The 23,576-nt window shown below is 67.6% G+C and carries 21 protein-coding genes; 7 read left to right on the forward strand and 14 right to left on the reverse strand.

Features of this window, described 5'->3' with window-relative positions; genetic code table 11:
- Nucleotides 1-126 precede the first annotated feature (126 nt).
- Nucleotides 127-3,810 (reverse strand): tetratricopeptide repeat protein, encoded by a 3,684-nt coding sequence (locus ALI144C_RS24560; RefSeq protein ID WP_076989478.1) that lies wholly within the window; start codon nucleotides 3,808-3,810, stop codon nucleotides 127-129.
- Nucleotides 3,811-3,829: 19 nt separating this feature from the next.
- Nucleotides 3,830-4,216, reverse strand: coding sequence for a toll/interleukin-1 receptor domain-containing protein (locus tag ALI144C_RS24565; RefSeq protein WP_076989479.1), 387 nt, complete (start codon nucleotides 4,214-4,216; stop codon nucleotides 3,830-3,832).
- 196 nt (nucleotides 4,217-4,412) lie between these two features.
- On the opposite strand from ALI144C_RS24565, the gene ALI144C_RS24570 reads away from it, so the two are divergent.
- Together ALI144C_RS24570 and ALI144C_RS54600 are read left to right on the forward strand one after the other, a co-directional pair.
- The gene (locus ALI144C_RS24570) at nucleotides 4,413-4,736 is read left to right on the forward strand and encodes a putative quinol monooxygenase (protein WP_076989480.1); all 324 of its coding nucleotides are present in this window, start codon (nucleotides 4,413-4,415) and stop codon (nucleotides 4,734-4,736) included.
- A 27-nt stretch (nucleotides 4,737-4,763) separates the two neighbouring features.
- Complete coding sequence (locus ALI144C_RS54600; RefSeq protein ID WP_143230828.1) at nucleotides 4,764-5,045, forward strand: hypothetical protein; 282 nt, start codon at nucleotides 4,764-4,766, stop codon at nucleotides 5,043-5,045.
- 286 nt (nucleotides 5,046-5,331) lie between these two features.
- Here ALI144C_RS54600 and ALI144C_RS24575 read toward each other — a convergent pair whose 3' ends face one another.
- Genes ALI144C_RS24575 through ALI144C_RS24600 form a run of 7 tightly spaced genes read right to left on the reverse strand, consistent with a single transcriptional unit; the run spans nucleotide 5,332 to nucleotide 12,909 of the window.
- A complete protein-coding gene (locus tag ALI144C_RS24575; protein WP_076989481.1) occupies nucleotides 5,332-5,688 on the reverse strand; it encodes a GntR family transcriptional regulator in 357 nt (118 codons plus the stop codon).
- A 4-nt stretch (nucleotides 5,689-5,692) separates the two neighbouring features.
- Nucleotides 5,693-7,036, reverse strand: a complete 1,344-nt coding sequence (locus ALI144C_RS24580; RefSeq protein WP_076989482.1) for a VWA domain-containing protein — start codon at nucleotides 7,034-7,036, stop codon at nucleotides 5,693-5,695.
- A 15-nt stretch (nucleotides 7,037-7,051) separates the two neighbouring features.
- Entirely contained in the window at nucleotides 7,052-9,280 is a 2,229-nt protein-coding gene (locus ALI144C_RS24585; RefSeq protein ID WP_076989483.1) for a serine/threonine-protein kinase, read from the reverse strand.
- The gene (locus ALI144C_RS24590) at nucleotides 9,277-10,515 is read right to left on the reverse strand and encodes a caspase family protein (protein WP_076989484.1); all 1,239 of its coding nucleotides are present in this window, start codon (nucleotides 10,513-10,515) and stop codon (nucleotides 9,277-9,279) included. Before ALI144C_RS24590 ends, ALI144C_RS24585 begins: the two co-directional genes overlap by 4 nt.
- Nucleotides 10,512-10,661 (reverse strand): hypothetical protein, encoded by a 150-nt coding sequence (locus ALI144C_RS55710; protein WP_168211336.1) that lies wholly within the window; start codon nucleotides 10,659-10,661, stop codon nucleotides 10,512-10,514. The genes ALI144C_RS24590 and ALI144C_RS55710 overlap by 4 nt, the downstream gene beginning before the upstream one ends.
- A gap of 2 nt (nucleotides 10,662-10,663) precedes the next feature.
- Complete coding sequence (locus ALI144C_RS24595) at nucleotides 10,664-11,632, reverse strand: glutamate ABC transporter substrate-binding protein (protein ID WP_076989485.1); 969 nt, start codon at nucleotides 11,630-11,632, stop codon at nucleotides 10,664-10,666.
- Complete coding sequence (locus ALI144C_RS24600) at nucleotides 11,629-12,909, reverse strand: hypothetical protein (RefSeq protein WP_083753343.1); 1,281 nt, start codon at nucleotides 12,907-12,909, stop codon at nucleotides 11,629-11,631. Before ALI144C_RS24600 ends, ALI144C_RS24595 begins: the two co-directional genes overlap by 4 nt.
- Nucleotides 12,910-13,256: 347 nt before the next feature.
- Here ALI144C_RS24600 and ALI144C_RS24605 point away from each other — a divergent pair, with 347 nt between their 5' ends.
- A complete protein-coding gene (locus ALI144C_RS24605; protein WP_076989487.1) occupies nucleotides 13,257-13,832 on the forward strand; it encodes a hypothetical protein in 576 nt (191 codons plus the stop codon).
- Between the two features lie 93 nt (nucleotides 13,833-13,925).
- Nucleotides 13,926-15,653, forward strand: coding sequence for a cytochrome c oxidase assembly protein (locus tag ALI144C_RS24610; protein ID WP_143230831.1), 1,728 nt, complete (start codon nucleotides 13,926-13,928; stop codon nucleotides 15,651-15,653).
- Between the two features lie 7 nt (nucleotides 15,654-15,660).
- On the opposite strand, the gene ALI144C_RS24615 is transcribed toward ALI144C_RS24610, so the two are convergent.
- From ALI144C_RS24615 to ALI144C_RS24625, 3 genes are all read right to left on the reverse strand, one after another.
- A complete protein-coding gene (locus ALI144C_RS24615; protein ID WP_076989489.1) occupies nucleotides 15,661-16,212 on the reverse strand; it encodes a vitamin K epoxide reductase family protein in 552 nt (183 codons plus the stop codon).
- The gene (locus ALI144C_RS24620) at nucleotides 16,209-16,940 is read right to left on the reverse strand and encodes a DsbA family protein (RefSeq protein ID WP_076989490.1); all 732 of its coding nucleotides are present in this window, start codon (nucleotides 16,938-16,940) and stop codon (nucleotides 16,209-16,211) included. Before ALI144C_RS24620 ends, ALI144C_RS24615 begins: the two co-directional genes overlap by 4 nt.
- A 138-nt stretch (nucleotides 16,941-17,078) precedes the next feature.
- Entirely contained in the window at nucleotides 17,079-18,065 is a 987-nt protein-coding gene (locus tag ALI144C_RS24625) for an aldo/keto reductase (protein WP_076989491.1), read from the reverse strand.
- A gap of 601 nt (nucleotides 18,066-18,666) precedes the next feature.
- On the opposite strand from ALI144C_RS24625, the gene ALI144C_RS24630 reads away from it, so the two are divergent.
- Both ALI144C_RS24630 and ALI144C_RS24635 read left to right on the forward strand, forming a co-directional pair.
- The gene (locus tag ALI144C_RS24630) at nucleotides 18,667-19,194 is read left to right on the forward strand and encodes an aegerolysin family protein (RefSeq protein WP_076989492.1); all 528 of its coding nucleotides are present in this window, start codon (nucleotides 18,667-18,669) and stop codon (nucleotides 19,192-19,194) included.
- Between the two features lie 230 nt (nucleotides 19,195-19,424).
- Nucleotides 19,425-20,885, forward strand: a complete 1,461-nt coding sequence (locus tag ALI144C_RS24635) for a sphingomyelin phosphodiesterase (RefSeq protein ID WP_168211337.1) — start codon at nucleotides 19,425-19,427, stop codon at nucleotides 20,883-20,885.
- Here ALI144C_RS24635 and ALI144C_RS24640 read toward each other — a convergent pair.
- Nucleotides 20,864-22,051 (reverse strand): PucR family transcriptional regulator, encoded by a 1,188-nt coding sequence (locus ALI144C_RS24640; protein ID WP_076989494.1) that lies wholly within the window; start codon nucleotides 22,049-22,051, stop codon nucleotides 20,864-20,866. The genes ALI144C_RS24635 and ALI144C_RS24640 overlap by 22 nt on opposite strands.
- 40 nt (nucleotides 22,052-22,091) lie before the next feature.
- Nucleotides 22,092-22,909 (reverse strand): IS5 family transposase gene (locus tag ALI144C_RS53470; RefSeq protein ID WP_143230833.1). Its coding sequence is split into 2 segments (ribosomal slippage): nucleotides 22,092-22,567 and nucleotides 22,567-22,909, totalling 819 coding nucleotides; the frame shifts between segments, so codons are not numbered across the junction.
- A 234-nt stretch (nucleotides 22,910-23,143) separates the two neighbouring features.
- Between ALI144C_RS53470 and ALI144C_RS24655 the strand changes: the two genes are divergently transcribed.
- Nucleotides 23,144-23,485: a cupin domain-containing protein gene (locus ALI144C_RS24655; RefSeq protein ID WP_143230834.1), complete on the forward strand. Its 342-nt coding sequence runs from the start codon at nucleotides 23,144-23,146 to the stop codon at nucleotides 23,483-23,485.
- Nucleotides 23,486-23,576: the final 91 nt, after the last annotated feature.

A 23,576-nucleotide genomic window follows, 5' to 3' on the forward strand; every position in this document is an offset into this window, starting at 1 on the left:
GTATTTCGTCACTATGAAATCAACAGTGTCCGTAGTATCGGATGAGGTGCCCGGTAAGGGCTGTGATTGGACTGGTATCAGCGCACAGTCGTGCTCGCCGCGCTGGAGTACGTGCACAAGCAGGCGCTACGACTCCGCTGAGGGCACATGGATCCACGCGATCGCGTCGGTTTCCTTGATCGCCACGCTGACCCGCCGGTACGCGCTCAGGTCGGCGTTCGGGTGCGGCCGGATCACGTTGTCGTAGAACGTCGACGACGCGATGAACGCCACCGGGCCGCCGGTCTCGTCCTGTGCTTTGCGCAGCGGGTCCGCGTCGACCAACCGGAAGGCGAAGTTCACCGACGCGCCGACCTGGCCGGCCTCGTCGACCGGCACTTCGCCCGAGTGCAGCGCGACCCGCAACCGCAGCCTGCGGTTGTCCGGCACGCGTTGATTGTGCTCACGAACCACCGCCACCAGGGCCTGCGGCAAGGCGTCCACGAACACCGCCTTGGCCACTTCGGCCGGGACGACGATCATCACGCCGTCACCGCGGTCCTGGGCACGGCACGAGTCCCAGTCGATGTCGGTGTGGCGGAACGCTTTCTTCAACATGTCCTGGGATCGACCGTCCTGGGGCGCGTCTACGACCAGGATCACCGGCTCCTGCGTGCCGGTGATGGCGCGCTGTTCCAGTTCGGCCAGTTTGGCCAGCACTGTCTCGGCGTCCGGATCGTCGAACTCGGTGAGCAGCTTCAGCGCGTGCTGCCAGGTCGCGCGGGCTTCGATCCGGTCACCGAGTGCCCGGTAGGTGTCACCGAGCCGGTTGAGGGTGACCGCTTCGGCGTACCGGTTGCCGCCGTCCCGCGACAGCCGCAGCGCCGCCGCGTAGTGCTCGACCGCGTCGGAGAACTGGTACAGGCGGTGATGCACCTGCCCGAGGCCTTCCAGGGCGACGCTTTCACCACGGCGGTTGTCCAGATCCCGGTACAGCTCGCGGGCGGCGTGGAACTCGTGCAACGCCTGGCGGTGCGCGCCGGTCTGCGCCGCGCAGTCGGCCAGCGTCACCAGCGCATCCGCCTCGCCGTGCCGGTCGGCGTTGCGGCGGAACAGATCCAGCGCCACCCGGGCGTGGAAGACGGCTTCGTCGGGCTGGTTGCGGCGGGCGTGGACCTCGCTCAGCGCGAGTTCCGAACGGGCCTCCCCCACCTCGTTGCCCAGCTCCCGGCACAGCCCCAGGGACAGTTCGTAGTGCTTGGCCGCTTCGGCGATCCGCCCGAACTGGCCGTGCACGGCGCCGAGGCTGCGGTGGATGTCGGCCTGGGCCTGGCGGTCGCGGGCCTGGTCGGCCGCGCCGAGCGCGGTCTGCAGAACAGCCGCGAGGTCGTGCCACAGTCCTTGCTGGTCAAGGAAAGGCGTGATCACCGAGGCGAGCCGCCACGCCCGTTCGTCGAGTCCCTGCTGTGCGGCGAAGTCGATCGCGGCCAGCAGCACCGGCCGCTCCGAGGCGAACCAGTAGCGGTCGGCGGCGGCGCCGCGGTCGATGTAGTGGTCGAGAACCCGGCGGATCGCCTCGTCGCGTTCCCAGTCCGAGTCGTGTGTCATGGCCTGCTCGTGCGCGTAGAGGCGCAGCAGGTCGTGGAACCGGTAACGGCCCGGCGTGTAGTGGTGCATCAGGTGCGCGACGCACACCTCACGCAGGACCTGCTGTGCTTGGGGTTCGGACAAGCCGGTCAGCGCCGCGACCGCGGGTAGCCCGATGTCGGGCTCCGGGTGCAGGCCCAGCAACCGGAACACCCTCGCCGCCTCGGGACTCAGCGCCTGGTAGGTCCACGAGAACGCGGCGCGGATACTCGCCGACTCGTCGTCTCCGGCCAGCACGGCCAACCGGTTGTTGGCGTCGTTGAGCTCACCGGCCAGTACCTGCAGCGGGAACTCCGGGTGGGCGGCGGCGTGCGCGGCGACGATCCGCAACGCCAGCGGCAGCCCACCGCAGTACTCGACCAGTTTCGCCGCGGCCTCGGGCTCGGCGTCCACCCGGTCGTCGCCCAGGCAGCGCGACAGCAGGGTGATGCCGGCGTTGCGGTCGAAGACGTTCAACGCCACCTGCACGGCGTCGTTCTTGGCGACCAGGTCGGCCAGCCGGGCGCGGCTGGTGACCAGCACGCGGCTGTCGGACGAGCCGGGCAACAGCGGCAGGACCTGTTCGCTGGAGCGCGCGTTGTCCAGCAACACCAGCATCCGCCGTCCGGCGACGATGCTGCGGTACAGCGCGACCCGCGCGTCCAGTTCGACCGGCATCGCCTGCCGTGAGACCCCCAACGCGTCCAGGAACAGCAGCAACGCCTCGGCCGCCTGCACCGGGCGCCCCGACGGGCTGAACCCGCGCAGGTCCACGTACAGCTGCCCGTCGGGATACCGGTCGGCGACCAGGTGGGCGAAGTTCACCGCGAGGGTGGTCTTGCCGGTCCCCGGCGCGCCGGTGATCAGGAAGACACCCGCGTCCAGCGAACTGGCCAGCCACCCCAGCTCGGCTTCCCGGCCGACGAACGTCTTCACCCCCCGCGGCAGCGTGCGAGGCCGCGGCAGCCGCTGACCGGTGTCCGTGATGGTGACGTCCTGGATTGGCTGCGGCGCCTGCTCCGGTGGCCGTGGCCAGACGGTGACCGTGATGAAGTCCTTCTCGCGCAACACTGTCGGGATCGGACTGCCGGTGGTGCGGCAGTCGCGCAACGCCGACGGGATCCCGCTGCCCTCGCCCTCCACCAGCCGCACCCACGACAGCAGGTGCGCGAGCCGGTAGTTGCGTTTCACCGACTGCCCGTGGAACTCGGTCAGCTCGTGCCGCTCGCCCGCCGGGATGTCGTGGCCGATCCAGTCGCCCGGGCTGCTGACCTCCACCCGGTCGTCGAACACCCGCACGTGCACACACGAGTTGAGGTGCGAGTAGTCGCGGTGCACCAACGCGTTCGCGATGATCTCGCGCACGGCGATCATCGGGAACGCGTAGACCGGCACGGCCTGGGCGTGGTCCTCGCTGGGGCGTTCGCCGCGGCGCACGTGCTTGGCCACGAACTCGCGCGCGTTGACGATCTGCGTCGTCACCGGGCCTTCGTAGGTCTCGCCGTCGCGGTGGTCGGAGCGGTCGAGCCCGTAGTACCGGACGCATTTGACCATCGCCGCCGGGCTCGCCGCGCTCGGGCCGCGGCCGAACAGCAACGCGCCGGTGCGGGTCAGCCTGCCGTCGGTCCAGACCTCGATCTGTTCGAGGAACTGCCACGGGGTGAGCTCGCCCGGCAACCGGGCCGAGACCTCGGTCCGCAACTGGGCGCGGAAGTCCTGCAGGGCGTCCACGTCGAACACCGCCAGGTCGGTCGGCTGGTCCAGATAGGCGGGCTCGTGGCCCGGTTCGGTCTTCTTCGCGCTCGGGCGGCGCGCGGGCGGGAAATGGGCGGCGAGGGTTTCCAGCAGATCCCGCACGCCTGCCACCGGATCGGCGTAGTACTTCGCGACTTCTGTCTTCACCGCCAACTGCTGGACGTACGCCTGCTCATCCATCTGCACCACGAATACGCAGTTGGCGCCCGCGTACCCGGCGTTCACGATCTTGTGCGCCCATGCGCTGCCGACCGATCTCGTGGTCGCGCACAAGACGATCGGCACACCCGAATCCAGGGCTTTCAACGCCGCGCCGATCCGGGATTCGCCCACCAGAACCGTGCCGTCGTGCGCGACGTCGTAACCGCCGTCGCGCAACGGGCCCGCCAGTTTCTCGGCCAGGTCCTCCTCGCCGTCGGCGCACACGACATACACCGGTTGCCGGGTCATGGCCGCGTCGCTTCTGCTGTCACTTCATGGCCGCGTCGAGGGCCCGCACGCCACCGGCCCAGTCCGCGCCGAGGTCGACGTGCTTGATGTCGGCGAGGATCGCGGGCGCCTCGCCGCCGCCCAGCATCACCGGCAGCAGCGTCACCCCCTTGCCGCTGACCTGCCGGTGCAGCGCCGACATCCATTCCCTCGACTGCCATGGGCTGCGGGTCGAATTCGTGGAATAACACAGTACGAGATATCGCGCGGCGGCCAGTCCGTCGTCCATCTTCTGCACGACGGAATCGCCGGGCCCCAGTTCCCACGTGTCCAGCCAGACCTGATGTCCGTGGCCGCGCAGGTCGACCGCGAGTCGTTCCGCTTCGGCGTGATCCGTGCTGCGATAACTGATGAAGACCGCGGCCAAGGTACCCCTCCCATCGGCACGCCCAAGGATAGCCGTTCGGCGCGCGAGAAGTGTGGACTGGACCACACCCGGCACAACTCGTCATCCCGTCTCGGCACGACGACTCTCGGGCCGCCGAACTGTCCGCAGTGGACGTTCCAGCGGGGTGTCTCGTTGTGCGACGTGCGGCGCGCCCGGACTCCGATACGATGCGGTAATGATCTTCATCACCGCGAAGTTCCTGATCAAGCCGGAGTTCGCCGACCAGTGGCCGGAGCTGTCCAGGGAGTTCACCGAGGCGACCCGCGCCGAGCCGGGCTGCATGTGGTTCGACTGGTCGCGCAGTGTGGACAACCCGCACGAGTACGTCATCGTGGAGGCGTTCCGCGACGACGAGGCCGGCGCGGCGCACGTGCAGTCCGACCACTTCACCCAGGCGCGGCGGACCTTCCCGCAGTACCTGGTCGCCACACCGAAGATCGTCAACTTCACCGTCCCGCAGGACGACTGGTCGGCCCTGGGCGAATTCACAGTGGAATGAGGGCCGTCCCGCAATAGGGTTCGCCGCATGGTCACGTTCGCCGTCGATGAGGTCGCACCGGTCACCGAGCCGCTGCCGACGAAGCCGCTGCGCGAGGTGGACTACGTCGAGCAGCGGGGCCTCGAGACGTGGTGCCGCTCGTTGCGCCCGATCACCGACCAGTTCGTGCGTGCCGCGTCCCGTGGCGGGTTGGCACCTGATGCCCGCGGAACCCCTGATCGACGACGTCATCGACCGGCTGATCGCCGAGCACGACACCACCGCCCCCTCCCCCGGCGGACGCCGCGGACATCAGCACCGCGGAGCTGATCGCCGGTGGCGGCATCGAGCACCTGCGCACCGGCGTGCTCGCCGACCTGATCAGGGGGACATGATGGTCACGTTCACCGTCGACGACGTCACCCGGCTAGGCCGCGTTTCATATGTCCGATCGCGATAGCCGGGCCGGCTGCGGTCCCTGACGCCACCGCCGAAAAGCCAAAAGACAACCAGTATTCCGGCCTTCCGGCGGCGACGCCAGGAACCGCCCCACTGAATCCCGACTCCGGCCTCCGGCCGGGGCAGACTCTCATCGACCGGACATATGGAACACGACCTAATTCGCTGACAGCGCGGCTTCGACGATGCTCAACGCCTCGTCCGCGCTCAGGCCGAGCGCACGGGCCTGCTGGGCGTAGTCACGGGCCGCGCGCTGGATCACGATCCGGCTCTGCTGCCCGGCGGCGCTGACGAACGTGCCAGCGCGGCCGCGGGTCTCGATCAGGCCCGCTTCCTCCAGTTCGCGGTAGGCCTTGGCCACGGTGTTCGCCGCCAGCCCCAGCTCCACCGCCAGCGCGCGCACCGTGGGCAGCTTGGCACCGACGGGCAGCGCCCGGTCGGTGATCTGCTGGGCGAACTGGGATCGGACCTGCTCGAACGGCGCCACCGACGAGCTCGGGTCGATCGTGATCACCCCGTCACGATACCGAATCGTCGTTCTCGCCATCGCCGTCGGTATCGTCCTCCTCGTACTCGGCGCCCGCGGTGCTGTTGCCGCCGTGCTTGCGCCACCGCACGGTCTTGCGGGACCGCACCGACATCATCTCGGCGTCCACCGCTGCCATGTCCCGGCGCAACCTCACCTGAGCGGTCGGCGCGTCGATCACCGTCACCACGCGTTTGAGCACGCGCAGCGTCTCCTCATGGCCGGACGCCCTGGCCAGCTGCGCGGCACGGCCGAGCTTGGCCGTGGCTTCCTCGTCCCGGCCCGCGGCGAGCGCGGCGAGGCCTTCCTGGGTGACGGTGTTGAGCTCCTGCTGACCGGTGTAGTGCGCGACCCGCTGGTTCATCGCCGTCGACAGCGCCGCATCGGCCGTCCAGTGCGCCGGGATCAACCCCTCGGCCGCGTCCCGGTCCCCGACGACCACTTTCACCTGCGCGGCCAGCATCTCGTCACCCAACTGCCTGCCCGCGGGCAGCTCGATCGACAGGTGGAAGTCACGGGTCTCCGCACCCCACGACCCGGTCGGGTAGTCGGTGATCCGGTCGGACACCGCGGTGCCGTTCCCGGTCAGCGGCAGGATGTCCGGGTAGACCTGTTTGACGAACCGGATCCGCGCGCCGCGAGGCAGCCACAGCCGCAACGCCACGTTCGCGGTGGTCTTGCCCATCACGGCCTCGATCATCCTGCGGAACTCCGGCGCCAGCTCCTTGACGTCCGGCAGGCCGTCCGTGCTGCCCATCAGCACGTCGCCGACCGCGTTCAACGGCTCCGACGACCACCCGTCACCCACGCCACGGCTCTCGCACACGAACTCGCCGCGGCACCGCTCCAGCGTGGCCAGCAACTCCTCGTGCTTCTGGTGCACGTTGTGGCCGTCAGTCAGCAGGATCGCGTGTTTGATCTCCGCGTCGTCCGCCCGGAACAGCTTGTTCGCCAGCTCCAACCACGTCCCGATCGCGGTTCCGCCGTCGGCCCGCAACCGCCGCACCGCCTCGCGTGCCTCGGCGCGCGTCGCCGGGCACGCCGCCATCAACGCCTCGTTACGCGGGTACACCATCCGCGCGTCGGTCGTGCCCGCGACCACCGCGAACGCGACCTCGTCGCGCAACAGATCGATCGCCTGCGCGGTGGCGCGCTTGGCCTCGATGATCTTCTCACCCTCCATCGAGCTCGAGGTGTCGATCATGATCACCTCGGCCGCGGTCGGCGCCGAGCCGCGTTTACCGCCCGCCGCGCTCACCGACACCACCGCGTCGATGGTCCGCCCACCGTCCGGCAGGTACCTGTTGTGGTCGACGTGGAGCTCGAAATCCGCCACCCCTCCCCCTTTCCGCTAGAACAGCGTCCGGGGCCGCACCCGGTTGGCCGTGCGGACCAGCTCGATCCGCCGGTCGACGTCCTCGGTCACGCCCGCGAGATCGCGGTACGCCTTCTCCAGCCCGAACCGCAGCTGCCGGTCCTCCAGCCGACGGCCGAGCACCTCACCGTCGCCGTCCACGCCTTCGTTGTGCCCCACCCACTTCAGCGCGGCCTGGAACACCTCCACCGACAGCTCGGCCTGGCGCTCGATACCGATCCGCAGCCGCTTGAGCCGGGCACCGGCCTCCAGCAGTTCCGCCTTGGCCAAGTTCGGCGCCAGACACGTCCGGATCGCCGCCACCTGCGCATACGTGTGCTGAGCGTTGTCCTCCGGCACACCGTCCAACGCCTCCACCGCCGCCGTCAGCTCCCCGCGCCGCTCCAGCACCCTCGCGTACCCGAACGCAGCGCTGACATACCGCGTATCGGTCCGCCAGACCCGTTCGTACAACGAGCCCGCGCGGTCGTCGTCACCGTCCCACTCCGACGCCGCCGCCAGCGCGAGCTTCGGCGGAAGCTCACCGGGCAGCGCCGCGTACACCTGCTCGAAGAACGGCCGGGCCTCGTGCGGACGGCTCGCGGCCAACGCGGCCAGCCCCTGATACCAGGCCACCCGCCAGTCGTGCGGCGCCTTCGCCGCGTACGCATCCAGGTCGTGGTGGGCCGCGTCCAGCTGCCCGGCCGCGATCCGCGCACCGACCAGCTGCAGCACGATCTCCGGACTGTCCACCGGGATCGCCAGCACCGCGTCGATCACCGAGTCCGGGTCCGCCGCCGCGATCGCCGCCAGGTGCCCCGCGCCCGGATCGGCCGGGTCCACCAGCGGTGTCGGCAACGCCGGAACCAGCGCCGACCAGTCCACCCGCGACCCGGCCCGGTCCTGGCCCGCGACCGTGTCGGTGCCGAACGTTCGCTGCTCCACGGTGAACACCCGCGACAGCGCCTGCCGCGCCCGCGCGTCCGACTCGGCCAGCACCTCCAGCAGCACACCTTCGAGCTGATGGCTCATCTGCTCCGCGGAGGTGAACCGCCGAGCCGGGTCGGCGTGCGTGGCGCGGCGCAACACCAAGTCGAACGACTCGTTCGCGGCCAACAGCGGCACGTCACCTCGGGCGGGCAACTGGTCGCGGAACTGCCGGGTGAACCCCTCGAACGGAAAACTGAGCACCGCGAGGCTCCGGCCCACGGTGTACAGATCCGACGCGACCGTCGGGCCGGTGTCCTCCACCTCCGGCGCCTGAAAACCGACCGTGCCGAGGAACGAATCCGGCACGTTCTCCGCGCGCACCACAGCGCCGAGGTCGATCAGCTTGAGCTGATCGCCCGTGTGCATCGCGTTGTCCGGCTTGAAATCGCAGTACAGGAGGCCCTTCTCGTGCAGGTAGGCCATCGCCTGGAGCACCTCGATGCCGTACGCCAGCACGTGCGTCAACGGCAACGGCGCCCGGTTGCCCCCGTCGTCGCGGTAGTCGCGATGCAGGTCGAGCAGGGTGCGGCCGTCGATGTACTCCATCACCAGGTACCCGGCCATCGTCCCGGTCAACGGGTCCGGGTGCCGGACGAAGTCGTTGACCTTCACGATGTTCGGGTGATCCACCTCGATCAGGAACCGCCGCTCCTGGCGCGCCTGCTCGATCGCCTCGGGGTCGGTGCTGTCGATCACTCCTTTGAGGACGACCGGCCGCTGCGCGCCGGTGTCGTCGAAATGCGTGTCGTGGCCGAGGTAGATCCAGCCCTGGCCGCCGCGCGCGATGCACCGGTCGATCTCGTAGCGGTCGACCGCGTCGCTCTCGGCCAGCGTCGGCTCGAAACAGAACGGGGTGCCGTCCCTGGTGCAGAACCCACGCGGCCGGCCGGGCTGGCCGTTGCGGCCGCGGCCGACCGGCGACTGGCACGTCCGGCAGAACCGCTGCGACTCGTCGATCTGCGGCACCGGCGCGGCCGTCGACGTTTCCGGGCGGGTCACCCTCGGCATGCTCACCCAGCCCGCACCGAACCGGGATGTGCTGACCGGACGGGAGATCGGCCGGGACACCGCACGCTGGCTGCTGTTCTGCTTGGTGCTGTCCGGCTCCGGGGCCGCCGGTTCGGGCTCGACGGGTTCCGGCGGTGGCGCGACCGCGGGCGCCTTGTGGCCGCAGTCGTCGCAGTAGCCGTGCGAGCCGTACGTTCCGGTACAGCCGGGTTCGGCGCAGGCGCTCATTGCCTCTTCTTCCTGAGTTCGGTGACGGCCTGCTGGTAGGCGTTGACAGCCCGCAGCGCCAGCCCGAGATCACACGGCTGCGTCCACAACAGCGCCCTGGCCTTCACGTACAACTCCGCGATGTCCCATTCCTCCGCGATCCGCAGACGCACCGCCTGCGCCTGATAACCCTTGAGGCGTTCCCGCAGCTCGCCACGCCGGTCCAGCAGGCCGTCACCCCGCGCCCGCAGGCGACGGGTCACGGTGCGGCCGTCGGTCAGCTGTCCTTTCAACTCGGCCAGTTCGCTGCTGACCGACCGCCCCATGGCCGCGACCTGCTCCACCTGGTCGAGGCGCTCGACAAGCCCGGCCGAGGTCTCCGTCACCGACGGCAGGTTCGGATCCACGATCTTGTCGCGCACCGTGTCGTACAGCTGACGGGTCTGCGACTCCTCAACCCCCAACCGCGCGATGTCGGCACGCAGCGCGTCAATCGCCTTGCGCACCACGTGCGCCGGGTTGTGTCCCAACGCCAGATGCGCGGCCATGTCACTGGAATTGCCACGCGGCTCGGGCCAGCCGTTGCGGCGCATCACCGTCCGCACCTCACGGAACAGCACATGCAAGGTCAACAGCATGCCCGGCTCCGACGGGATGCCTTCGCGCAGCAGCCGCAGCAGTTCACCGGTGAACAACGTGTTGTGCTCCCCCAACGGCGCCAACGCCTTGCCCTGCGCGGCGGCCAGCACGACCGCACCGGCGATGTCGACCTCGCCGAGCATCGCGCCCGCCGGTGATCCCATGGTCGGCTCGATGCTCCGGCCCGCGAAACAACAGTCCAGGATCAGCACCCTCGTCCGCGCCGGACTGTCCATGATGTACTGACGCAGATCCGCGCACCGGAGCGCGGAGGTCAACAGCGACTTGGACCGCGTGTCCCGCAACGCCAGGCACAGTTCGCTCGTGCGGCCCCACGTCATCAGGCCGTGCCCGGAGTAGTAGACCAGCAACACGTCCTCGGCCTCACGCGCGGCGGTCACGATGTGATCGCCCACATCCGCCAACGCGGGTGGATCCGCCAGCACCAAACAGTGCTCCGGCCGCACCCCCGCTCCCCGCGGATCGGTCAGCGCGGCCGCGAGATCGGTCAGGTTGTTGGCGACACCAGGCAGTGGGGTCAGGTCCGGGTCCTGGTACCGCGCCGTGCCGATCAGCACGACACGGGACTTGGCCGGATCGGGCAGCCGGGCCGTCACGATCCCTCCACGTACTTCGCCACCGGCGGTCTCGGCACGACACCCACCCCGTCCAGTCCGTTCAGCCATTTCGAGTACAGGATCGGAGAACTCCGCCACAACGTCGCCGCCGTCGCCATCAACCGCGCCGGGTATCTCACCTCCACGGTCACTCCACCGCGTACACAGGAACGGGCGGCGTCGCGCCTCCGATGTACTCGCTGAGCCAGTCGCCCTGCAACGTCTGCCACTTGCCGCTGGCCCGCATGGACTCCAGGACACCGTTGACGAACCGCACCAGGTCGGACGACTCACGCTTGATCGCGATCCCGGTCGGCTCCTCGGTGAACGAGGGCCCGACGATCTCCGTCGCCTTGTCCTGCGCGGCCAGCCCGGCCAGGATCACGTCGCCGGTCGACACCGCGTCGATCTGGCCCTGCTGGAGCAACAGCAGGCAGTCGCTCGTGTTGGCGGCCGCCACCGGGATCGGCTTCGCGGGCAACTCGGCCAGCGTCCTGATGTTGGTGCTCGTCGCCGACGCGCAGACCTTCCTGCCGCCGAGGTCGTCCTTGCTCCGGATGCCCGACCCCTTGTTCACCAGTATCCGCTGGCCGGCCGAGTAGTACTCGGCGGAGAACGCCACCTTCTCCCGCCGGTCACAGGTCATGGTCATGCCCGCCATCACCATGTCGACCCGCTCGACCGGTTTGCCGGAGTCGTCCACACCCCGGACCGCCGAGATGCGCTCGGCCGCGTTCAACGACCTGAACTGGATCTTGTCCCGGTCACCGTCGAAGATCGCCGCGGAGATCTCCCGCGCGATCTCCGCCTCGAAGCCCAGCATCCGCCCGCTGATCGGATCACGGTGGCTGAGCAGGTACGCGCTGGACCCGACGCCGAGCACAAGCCTGCCACGCGCCTTGATCTCCGCCACCGCACCACCGGACACGGACGGCCCCGGCCGCAGGCTTTCCTTGGGGTTGCACGGTTTCGTGCTCACATCCGGCACCACCGCGGGATCCTGCACACCCGACGGCAGCACGACCACCGACGGCACACCGACCGGCACGGAGTCCTGCGTCTGCGCACCACACGCGCCCACCAACACAGCGGCGGCCACCACCACCAGGATCCTCATCGGTACTCCCGAATCCTCGGTGTCAACCCGAACCACACACCCAACGCGGCGAGCACCATCAACACACCGATCCCGATCCCCGCACCAGCCAGCGCGTCCCGCGCCTGAACCGCCTCACGCCGGAACGTGTCGGCGGCACGGGCGATGGCGGCACCGAGTTCCGTGTCGACCCTGCTGGACAACAACCCTGAGTCCCCGCTGGTCGCCCGCCGCACGGCATCGTCATAGCTGCCCGTGTCGTCCTGACTGCGCAGGTCCCGATGGCGTTCCACCCAGCTGTACCAGGCGTCGATGGCGTTCCTGATGTGCCCGGACGTCTCATCACCCGCCGCAGCACGGGCACGCTCGAGGATCCCGTTGTTCAACTCGTCGCGGACACTGATGAAATGATCTTCATAGGAGCGGCCGTTCCCCCTGGCCACCAACGTCAACGCCTCATCGCTACGCGCCTCAAGAGCCTTGATCCGCGCCTCGGCGAACGCCTCGACCGCGGCCGAACCGGACTGGCGACTGGCGACGCTGCGCTCGGCCGCGCTCGTCGTGGCGATGCCGTACCACGAGAACGCGGCCACCGCCGCCACAGTGGCCGCGAGCATCCCCGCGTTCAGCACCCGGCGAGTCGCACGCGCGAGGTAGACCTGCACCACCACCAATCCCCCCAACGCCAGCATCCCCACACCGAGAAACACCCAGCCGATCACACCGGCGTCGGACTGCGCCTGTGCCAATCGGGTGGTCTCGGCGTGGAACAGCCGTTGAGCCGCAGGCAACATCGTGGACTGAACAAGATGGGAGGCCTCCCGGAGGTACGCCGCGCCCTGCGGCTGCCCCTGCCGGTTGTACGCCTTCGCCCGTTCGACCAAACCCGCGTATCGCGGCAGGTACACGGCCAACCGGGTGACAGTCGCCGCACTCTCCCCCGTCGGCGACCCCGACGCCGCGGTCGACAACGCCGCTGACGCCTCGTTGATGTTGGACTCGTACCGCGCACGCATGTCCGCCGGTTCCACACTGCTGACCAGGAACGCGCTCACGGCCGTGGCGTTGGCGTCCGACAACGACTGGTAGATCTCCACCGCGGCACCGGTCAGTGGCCCGCCGCGGTCGATCACCCCACCCAGCACTTGCTGCCGTCGCTGCACGTCGAGCGCGGCACCGAGCCCCGCCGCGAGACACACGAGTACCAGGACTACCAACAGTGCGGTGAGCTGCCCCGGTGCTCGGCGGCTGTACCCGATCGCCTTGCGCAGACCGCCCTGCCTGTTTTCCTTGGGCACCAACCGACCCCCTCAAGTCACGTGATGCGCACCACATGCATCGGTGACTCGCCGCGCGCGTTACGGGGGCTACGGACGGGGTTACCAAGCTGCGATCATTCGCCCTGACGGCATCGTCATCGCCGCCGCCAGTAACGCACAGCACGGTGAACACCGACGCTGAACGCGAGAGCCGCGGTGGCCGCAGGCAGGCAGGTGGTGATAACAGGCAGAGCGTCGTAGATGCTGTGGGCCAAGGCGATCATCGAAGTCTCCAGTCCGTCGTGGGTTCGGTGTCCACGTTCGGGCCGGAGCTGTCCAATCGGGTGTGACAGTGGAATCGGACGCGCGCACCAGGTGGTCAACGGGTGGGGTCACCGCCCCCTCGGGTCGCCGCGTACGTCCCCCGTGCGGCCCTCGACGACACGCCGGTCCACGTTCTGACCGGGCTGGGCGGGGTCGGCAAGACACAGATCGCTGCCGCGCACGCGTGGGACCGGTGGCACGATCCGGCTGTCGACCTGATCATCTGGACGTCGGCCAAGCTCCTGCCCGACTGGGAACGGTTGTTCGGCCGCGACAACGTGGACACCATGATCACCCGCCACGAACTCGCGCGGCTGCAAGGCGAAACAGGGAATCCGGCGAGAGCGCAGGCCGTGTTCCAGGAGCTGCTGGCCGATCGGCTCCGCGTGCTCGGGCCCTGCCACATCGACCCCTTGGCCACCCGTACCGCCCTCGCGCGCTGGCAACTGGAGTCGGGTGATGCCGCCGGGGCTTTCTCAGCGCTGGAAGGACTTCTGAGCGACCTGATGGAGTTCGTCGGACCGCGGATCACCCCCTCACCGAGCTCGTCCGCGACCGGCTGGAGTGGCCAGGCGCGGAACGCCCCTGATACAGCGTCCGTCTTCCGTGCCGTTTTGAGTCGCTATTTTCGTCACTAATAAATCTACCGTGTCCGTAGTACTAGACGCGGTGAATAGCTGAGCGGCGCATATCGGCGTGGTGAAACCGGTCCTGACCTCTAGGCTCCGCGCGTGCGCGTATCTCCGAGGACGGGTGCCTTACTGGGGCTCGGAACGTTGGTGGCCTGCCTGGTCGCGGTCGGGCTGCTGTCGGTCACCGGCAACGACTTCGTCGTCGCGGGACTGCGTGGAACGGACCTGTACGCCAGTTACGGGCTGCCGGTAGTCCGGGTTCTCGCCGAAGTGGCCGCTGTCGTGTGCGTCGGCGGGTTGTTGCTCGCCGCGTTTCTGCTTCCGTCGCCTGAGCGGGTTCCGATCAGGATCGCGGGGTGGGCGGCTGGCGTGTGGGCTGTGGCGGCGTTGTTGTCGGTGCCGTTCACGTTGGCTGACGTCTACGCGCGTCCGCTCGGGTACGTCCTCGAGTGGGACCGTCTTGTCGAACTCGCCTTCGCCGTGGAGCCGACGCGGGCCTGGCTGCTGACGGCTCTCACCGCGGCCGTGATCATGGCAGCGACCACCCGGGCGACATCACAGCCTGCCGCGAGGGTGCTTCTGGGCCTGGCGTTGTTCGGCCTGGTTCCCGTCGCGTCGAGTGGGCATTCGTCCAGCGGCGGTGACCACGACTGGGCCACGTCGAGCCTGCTGACGCACCTGGTCGCCGCCGCGCTGTGGGTCGGTGGACTGGTCGCGATCCTGGCCTACCGCAAGGGCGAGCACCTCACGACCGCGGTCACGCGGTTCTCGGCGTTGGCGTTGTGGTGCTGGATCGCGTTGGCCGCGTCCGGCGTCATCAACGCGTTGGTCCGGGTCAAGCCGCCTAACCTGGTCACCACCTCGTACGGACTTCTCATCGTCGCCAAAGCGGCGGCGCTCGTCCTGCTCGGCGTGTTCGGGTTCTTCCAGCGACGCCACGGCGTCGCCGAGGTCGTCCGGACGAGGACCGGTCGTGCCCTGCTCAGGCTTGGCGCGGTCGAAGTCCTGGTGATGCTGGTGACGATCGGGCTCGCCGCCGCACTGGCGCGTACACCGCCACCCGACCACAACGAGCTGGTGCCGACTGTCGAGCTGAAACTCGGGTATGTCCTCAATGGACCACCTGATCTCGGCAAGCTGGTCACCGACTGGCGGTTCGACCTGCTGCTGGGCACAGGCGCGGTCGTGCTGGCCGCGTTGGCCTTCCGGCACAGCGGTTTCCGGCTACCGCTGTGGCTCGCGGGCTGTGCGGGGATCCTGCTGGCCACGTCGTCCGGCATCGGCCGCTACGCCCCCGCCGTGTTCAGCCTGCACGTACTCGGCACGCTGGTCCTTGCGGTCCTCTCCCCCGTCCTGCTCGCGCTCGGCATGCCGCGTGACCGGCGGGTGTTGCCGCACCCGGTCTTGGCGACCGTGCTGTTCACCAGTTCCTTCCACCTCGTGTACTTCACCGGTGTGTTCGAGTGGTCGCTGGATCAGCCGATCGTGCGCACCGGCATCCACGTGTGGTTCCTGCTCACCGGGTGGGCGTTCTTCTGTTCGGCGTTCGCGCCCGAGATCTCCTTGGCCGCCAGGCGGCTCATGGTGTTCACCGCGCTGGCCGCCCAGGCGGTGTTCGGGGTGGCGTGTCTGCTGCGGGACTCCGCGATCGGCGAGCCGTTCCACCGGTCGCTGCGGCTGCCGTGGATCGCGGACCTCCTCGGGTCCCAGCGGCTCGGGGGTGCGATCGCGCTCGGCTTCGGGGTCGTGCCGCTGCTGGTCATCGGGCTCGTCCTGCTGGTCACGCCTCAGCGGGCCGAGGAACGCGAACTGACTGCGAGCCGCTGAGGCCCGGTCACAGCAGGGTTCGCCAGTAGTACCAGAACTCCACGAGGATCAGCACCACGATCACCAGGTACCACAGGACCAGGACCACGCTGTGCACCCGGCGCAGCGGCGCCAGAGCAGGCCAGGTGTCCAGCGTCGTGTACCAGAAGATCGGAATGGTGACGACCCACACGACCATGCAGTACGGGCACAGCGCGTGGATGTCGTACAGGCTGGCCGCGATCAGCCAGTGCACGAACACGACGCCCAACGCGGTCCCCACCTGCATCGCCATCCGGTACCAGCGAGGCGGCTCGAACCCGGCCAGCGTCGCCACACCGGTGGTGATCACGACGGCGAACAGGGCTATCCCGAGCAACGGGTTGGGGAACCCGAACGCCTCCGCCTGCGCGCTGTCCATCACCGAGCCGCAGGACACCACCGGGTTGAGCGAACAGGTCGGCACGTAGGCCGGGTCACGCAGCTTGGCGATCTTCTCCAGGGTCAGCGCCGCCGCGGCGACGAGGCCGAACCCGCCACCGACGACGTACAGCCAGGCCAGGCGCCTGTTCGCGGTCATCCGGCCAGCGCCTCGTCGATCTTCGCGCGCAACTGCCGGTCGACGTCGGCCAGTGTCCGGCCGGACGGCTCGAACTTCACGCCGTTGAGGAAGAACGTCGGGGTGCTGTTGACGCCCGCGTCCCGCCCGTCCGCGATGCCCTTGTCGATCACCGCCTGCACCTGCGGGGACGCCACGTCGGTGCGGAACTTGGCCAGGTCGAGGCCGATCGTGGTGGCGTACTGCTCGAACTTCGCCGTCGCCGCGGCCACGTCGGAGTTGACGTTCTCACCCGAGACCGCCCATTCCTGGTAGCCGTTGTAGATCGCGTGGTACATCTCGGCGTACTTGCCCTGCAGCCCCGCGGCCTCCGCGGCGCGGGCCGCGGGCACGGCCAGCGGGTGCATGTCGAGCGGGAAGTTGCGGGGCACGAACGTGATCCGGCCCTGGTAGTCCTCTTCCACCTTCTTGGTGATGTTCGAGTAGTAGGACGCGCAGGCCGGGCACTGGAAGTCGAGGAACTCCACCAGGGTGACCCGCTGGGAGTCCGCTGTGGACAGCATGTGCGACCCGGCGGGCACCAGTGTGTCCGCGGGCACCGCCGTGGCCTTGTCATCCGACCGGTTGAACAGGAGGATCCCGCCGATCACCAGCGCGGCCACCACGACCAGCCCGATGGTGATGACGAGGTTGACCGAGGGCCCGCTGCGGCTGGTCAGTGGATTCTTCCCGCGGGTGGCGCGTGACATCGGCGAAGCCGTCCTTACTCAGTGAGACACCATGACGTCCAGTTGGTCGTCCGACAGCGGGCAGAAGTTCCCGTGACCCGACCACTCTCTGTGAAGATAGGACTCCGGTACCGAGCGCGCCACCGCACGGGCGCGGGCTCACCCGTTGACGAAGGTGAGGCTGGTCTGGTCGTACCGGGTGCCTGCGACCTGCTCGGGCGGGGCCGCGGCCTCGATGGCCGCGAGGTCCTCGGTGGACAGTTCCACGGTCAGCGCCGCGAGGTTCTCCACCAGGTACTTCTGCCGCCGCGTGCCCGGGATCGGCACCACGTCCGCGCCCCGGTGCTGCACCCACGCCAGCGCGAGCTGACCGGCGGTGACGCCCTTGGCCGCGGCGAGTTCCTGAAGCCTGGCGACGATCGCGAGGTTGCGTTCGAGGTTGCCGTCGGCGAAGCGCGGCTGGCCGCGGCGCACGTCGTTGTCGGCAAGCCCTTCGACGGACGCGTACTGCCCGGTGAGGAAACCCCGGCCCAGTGGGGAGAACGGCACCAGGCCGATGCCCAGCTCACGGCAGACCGGCACGATCTCTGCCTCCAGGTCCCGAGTCCACAGTGACCATTCGCTCTGCAGCGCGGTGATCGGGTGCACGGCGTGTGCCCGGCGGATGGTGGCCGCGCCGGCCTCGGACAGCCCGAGACAACGGACCTTGCCTGCCCGCACCAGTTCCACCATGGCCCCGACCGTCTCCTCGATCGGCACCTGCGGGTCCACCCTGTGCTGGTAGTACAGGTCGATGTGGTCGACGCCGAGCCTGCGCAGCGACGCGTCGCACGCCTGTCGCACGTAGTCCGCGTCGCCACGGATGAGCGTGGGCTCGCCGAGGCGGTTGGCAAAACCGAACTTCGTGGCCAGCACCACTTCGTCGCGCCGGTCGGCGACGGCCCGTCCGATCAGTTCCTCGTTGTGCCCGAAGCCGTAGAAGTCGGCGGTGTCCAAAAGGGTCACACCTTCGTCGATGGCGCGGTGCAGCGTCGCGATCGACTGGTCGTCGTCGCTCGCGCCGTAACCGTGGCTCATCCCCATGCACCCCAGGCCTTGCGCGGAAACCGCGAGTTGACCCAGGTACCGGCTCGGAATGGTGTTCATTGTGGAAACTCCCCTTGCTGACGACCTTGTGCCATCGACGCTAGGTGCTGGAGCGCACTCCAGGTCAAGCGACGACCGGTCCCCCACACCGGAGCGGCGGCAGATGACGGAAAGTTGTCACGTGTGCCGCGGCACGGCGCGGGCATCCAAGGGCAACAACCTCATACGAACAGCAGCAACCCAAACACTGTCGGCTCGACCTCTGGCGCGGTGAGACCGATTCTGAACGAAACACCGGGGTTGTTGCTTTTCGTCATACCCGTTCCCGGAAATACTGACAACCAGATTCCCGGAATCACGTGACTCATCGTGGACCCGTCCCTCCACCGTGTTCGCCTTGCAGGTTGCGGCCTGCTCGTCGGCGGGGAGCAACGCGACGATTCGTGACCCGCATCTGCCAGACAGGGGACGCAGGCGGCACAAACGGCTAACACCGGATCACGGTGCTCCCGATCGGCTATGCCTCTGTGTATGTTCGACATGCGGACCCATCGGGAAGTATGTCGGCCCGCACATACCGGGTCAGACACTCGATGATCACCGGGCGGCATCCCGTCGCGGGATTTGCCGCGTCATTCGACAGACTAGGAGACATACCAGCATGAGCATTACCTTCCCTAACCTGACGAAAGCGTCGATCGCCATGGCGGTCGCAACGACGCTGCTGATCCCCGCGAGCTCATTTGCCTCCGCAGCACAACCGTCCAGCAAGGCGACTTCCCAGAACCAGGTCGAACCCCGGGGCGAAGCGCACCAGTTCCACGCCACCATCAACAACAGGACCAGGGACAAGCTGATACCTGTCACCACCGACAAGAGTAAGACAGATCTCATATGGGGTAAATGGATGCAGGAGCCCACGGCCATCCCCGAGAAGACAGAACAAAAGGCTTTCGCGTCACAAGGTCGACAGGGTTCACCTTCCGGCACCGAAGGATGGGTCACCTACTACCTCGAAAAGCATCCCCACGTCTCTTTCAAAATCTATTTCGACACTCCGGCGAGTATTTTCAAGACGAACAAGTGCGAGCCACAGGATGTTCACCGCGACCTGAGCATCACCACGCAGAAGTGCCCACAAAAGGGTGATGAGCAGCACGCCGAGTTCAAGGTGCTCTACGACGACTGAGTTGTTTGAGCGAGCGGTTCGTGCGGCGGAATCCGCCGTACGAACCGCAGATTCCCCAAGTGATTGCGAGTGTGACTGTGTGCGGGAAGGTTGAACCGAAAGGTTCTCGTTGTGAACGGGTCCGCCTGATCGGGATGGTTGTGGCCTTGTTGCTCTGGCACGGGCTGAGCGTCACGGCCGAGCCAGTGAGGCCTTCGGCAGTCCCACCCGCGGGGCCGGAGCCGAAGATCATGACGTTCAACGCGATGCAGATGGGCGGACTCATCAAGGGTCACGACAACATCGGGCGCGCGAAGAACCTGCGGAACAGCGCGGATCTACTGGCGAACGACGTGCTGGTGCTCACAGAGTTCTTCTACGTCAAGGAAACACTCAACCCATACGAGAAGGATCGGGCCGACGAGTTCCTCGACCAGCTCGCATCAGCGTATCCCTACCGAACACCCATCGTCGGCGCGAACACTCACACGAAATGGACTTGGTACCACGACCGCCACAAAGGTCTGGCCAACTACAACGGCGGTGTCGTGGTTCTCAGCAAATGGAAGATCGCCAAGCAGGTGGGCGTCGAGTACACACCGGACACCTTGTGCGGCGGAGACTGGTACTCGGACAAGGGATTCGCCTACGTCCGCATCGAACCACCCCACCGGGCACCACTTCACGTCGTCGGCACACACACCCAGTCAGATGACGCCGACTGTCGGAACAAGGGATCAAACCTACATCACGGGGTGCCCCAACGAAAGCAGCAGTTCACCGATATCAACATGTTCATCACGTCCCCCAGCCAGTGGATCAAGAACGCCGACAAGGACGCCAAGGTGGAGATATCCACGCCGAAAGCCGGGGAGCGAGTCGTGATCGCGGGTGATCTCAATGTGGACATGTACGACAGCACCGAATATCTGTCAATGAACCAGACCCTCACCACCGTCGAGCCGACGAAGTACTTCCCCAAGAACGTCGGCGAGAACAGCAGGAAGGCCTACAGTTTCGACACCGAGCGCAACATGATCACCCGTTCGCGCTATTACAGCGGCACGGAAACCACCGAGCTGCTCGATCACGTGCTCTACCGCAAGGGGCACCCACATCCGAGCCAGTACGTCAACGCGGTGCATCACATCTGGTCTCCGAAATATGAACGGCGTTATCCCAGCAAACACACCGATTCCGTATTCTACTATCACCTCGAACGCAACCTGTCCGACCACTACGCCGTATCCAACTGGCACCGGTGTCCGGACGAGGCCGCGAAAGCTTGCACTCTGACCCGGGTCACGCTCACCAGCGCCAAGTACACCGAGACCGGGAACGGACTGACCTCGGTCGGCGGCATCAAGGTCGACGACGTTCCGATCTGGCAGCACCCCAAGCCCCGCACCTTCGACGACCTGTTCGCCGAACCCGTCGCCCAACGCGCCAACTACCTCGACCGGTGGGACCAAACGGGCGCACCAGTCATACTCGACGTTCTTGTCCTGGGACCGGACGGTCAGTACGGCTACAAGACGCGTACCCACGACTCAGTGGAACTGAAAGCCACACCAGGAGAACACACGATCACCGTCGATGGCTCCGGAGGATGGGTGGCTGAACCCAAGCGCGATCTGATCGTGAAGTACACCATCAGTCGCATCGCCGCCACGCCGTACTCCTGGCCGAATCATGCTCCAGCATCCTGGTGAGAATTCGGGCCGGTCGCGCGCAGTGCCAGCATCAGCGTCATGCGTTGGGCCGGGTCGGTCATGCGCTCACCGAAGAGCTCTTCCAGCCTGCTCATCCGGTACCGCACCGTCTGCGGGTGGATCTGGAGGTACTCCGCGATCTTGAGCGTCTTGCCACCGGTGATGAACCAGGCCGACAGCGTCTCCGAGAGCCTGCTGCGTTGGCGGTCGGTCAGTCCCCGCATCGGGCCGAGGGTCTGCTCGGCGCAGGCGTCGAGCAGGACGCTCTCGTTCGTCAGCATCAGCGTGGTCAGGTGGTCCGACACCCACAGGACCGGGGCGTCCTCGATCGCGCCGGACCGGACGAGTTCCAGGGTCCGGCGGGCGTGGCGCAGGGAAGTCGCCGCCTCGGCCAACGCGACCCGTGGTCCGACCGCGACGCGCCACCCGCCGAGGTCGACGCCGCCGAGTCGGTCTGGGTACGCCGTGAGCACGCAGGAGTTCCGGCCGTCGAAACGGGACAGCATCTCGTCGTTCAGCACGGGCTCGCTGGGCGGGGCATCACCTGGGTGGTCCCACGCGATGGCGTGGAGCGTGTTCGGGACCGTCCAGGCCGCGGCCTTGGCCAGACGGGTCACGGTGTCCGCCGAGGCGGTCGGGTCGGTGAGGATCAGGTGCAGCAGACGGTCGCGCTTCTGTGTGCGGATGCGCGGGCTTCCGATCGCGTACCCGTCCGCGGACAGGGCCGAGACCTCGTCCATGTGCAGGTGGACCGCTTCACTGACCGCGCACAGCACGTCGGCGGGCAGGCCGAGTGCGCGGCAGAAGGCCGACACGTACGACCATGACGCCCGAGCCGCGGCGCGGTACGCGCCGAGCAGGGTGTCGAGGCTGTGCCCGGCGGCGCACGCCTGGGCGCCGAGTTCGCGGAACACCTCCATGTCGGCCGGTGGGGAATCCGCGTTGCCAACGGCGGCGGCGTACTGCTCGACGGAGACGCGCACCCCGTTGACGAATGCCTCTCCGAAGTCGCCTTCCAGTACGTGGGCGTATTCCGGCTCCGACCGCGCGATTTCGTGGAGCATGGCCCGCGTCAACGGGCCGGTGTGTGCCTGGAACTGCTTGAACGCGTCCGCGGGCACCTTGGACCACAGGTCGGCGGTCCGCGACTGTTCCAGCACTGCCATCGATGTTCCCTGCTGTGAGGCATACCCCTTAGAGCTTGTCTCATGTGGCTGCTTTTCGGAGTTTCTTGTAGCAGGTGAGCGTGGCGGCGAGGGTGAGGAAGGCGCAGAAGTGGTTGGCGTAGCGGTCGTAGCGGATGTTGAGTCGGTGGTAGCCGAACAGCCAGGCGATGGATCGTTCGATCACCCAACGGTGTTTGCCCAGCTTGGTGCTCGATTCGATTCCTTTGCGGGCGATGCGCACGGCGATGCCTTGCTCGCGCACCCAGCGCCGGAGCTCGATCTGGTCGTAGGCCTTGTCGCCGTGCAGCTTGGCTGGCTTGCGGCGGCGGGGTCCACGCCGGGACTTGATCGCGGGGATGGCCATCACCAGAGGCTTGAGGGCGGAGGAGTCGTTGGTGTTGGCGGCGGACACCGCTACCGATAACGGTATCCCGGCGCGGTCGGTCAGCACGTGGATCTTCGAGCCGGTCTTGCCGCGGTCGACCGGGTTTGGCCCGGTCATAGGTCCCCCCTTTTGGCTCGGACGGAGGCTCCGTCCAGGACCGCCCGTGACCAGTCGATCAGGCCATGGCTGCCTAACTCGTCCAGCACCGCGCGGTGCAGCCGGCGCCACAGACCGGCTTTGGTCCACTCGGTGAACCGGCGATGCGCGGTGGGCACCGTGACCCCGAACGACGGCGGCAGGTACCGCCACGCGCACCCGCTGGTCAACACGAACACGATCGCGGTGAACACCGCACGGTTATCCACCGGTGCCGTCCCGCCACCCTGCGGCCGCGGATCAAACCCTGGGATCAACGGCTGCGCTAACGCCCACAGCTCGTCCGGTACCAACCGCCGCGACAGATCATCAACCACAAGAGACGATCATGGCAGACCATGATCAACCACGTGAGACACCCTCTTAAGGGGATCGCCAAGATAGGGAGTGCCGCAAAGGCGTGTCAACGCGCCAGGCGAACACCCAGGGATTGCCGAACACCAATACCCCCCGATCGAGTGACGGATCATTTTTTCGATCACACTACGTTTTGGTAGAAAGGGCGTGTTCTCGAGCAGCACGACCAAGCACGGAACTGACAGTATGGCGTGGTGAAAGGCGAACGCGAGTTCTTCCATGCCGACGACATCCCGTGGCAGCAGAGCGTGCAGGACGGTGTCGCGGAACGGGTGCTGTCCCGCGACGGGCAGGACCCCAAGGTCCTCACGAGGCTGGCGCGCTGGGTGCCCGGCCTGGACACCACGCCCGCCGGTGTGATCACGCACGACTACGTCGAAGAGGTGTACATCCTCGACGGTTCCCTGCACGACCTCACGCTCGACCGCACGTTCCGGGCGGGCGACTTCGCCTGCCGTCCGCCCGGCATGCCCCACGGTCCTTATCGGACCGAGGACGGTTGCGTCATGTTGGAGACCCGCTACCGGCCGTCCTGATCGACCCAGCCTGATCGGCACTCAAAGTGACGGCTTGTTCGTGTTCCGCCACGAACGGGCCGTCACTGTGGCTACGATCGTCCGGACGAAC

The organism is Actinosynnema sp. ALI-1.44 (assembly GCF_001984155.1).
Lineage (GTDB): Bacteria > Actinomycetota > Actinomycetes > Mycobacteriales > Pseudonocardiaceae > Kibdelosporangium.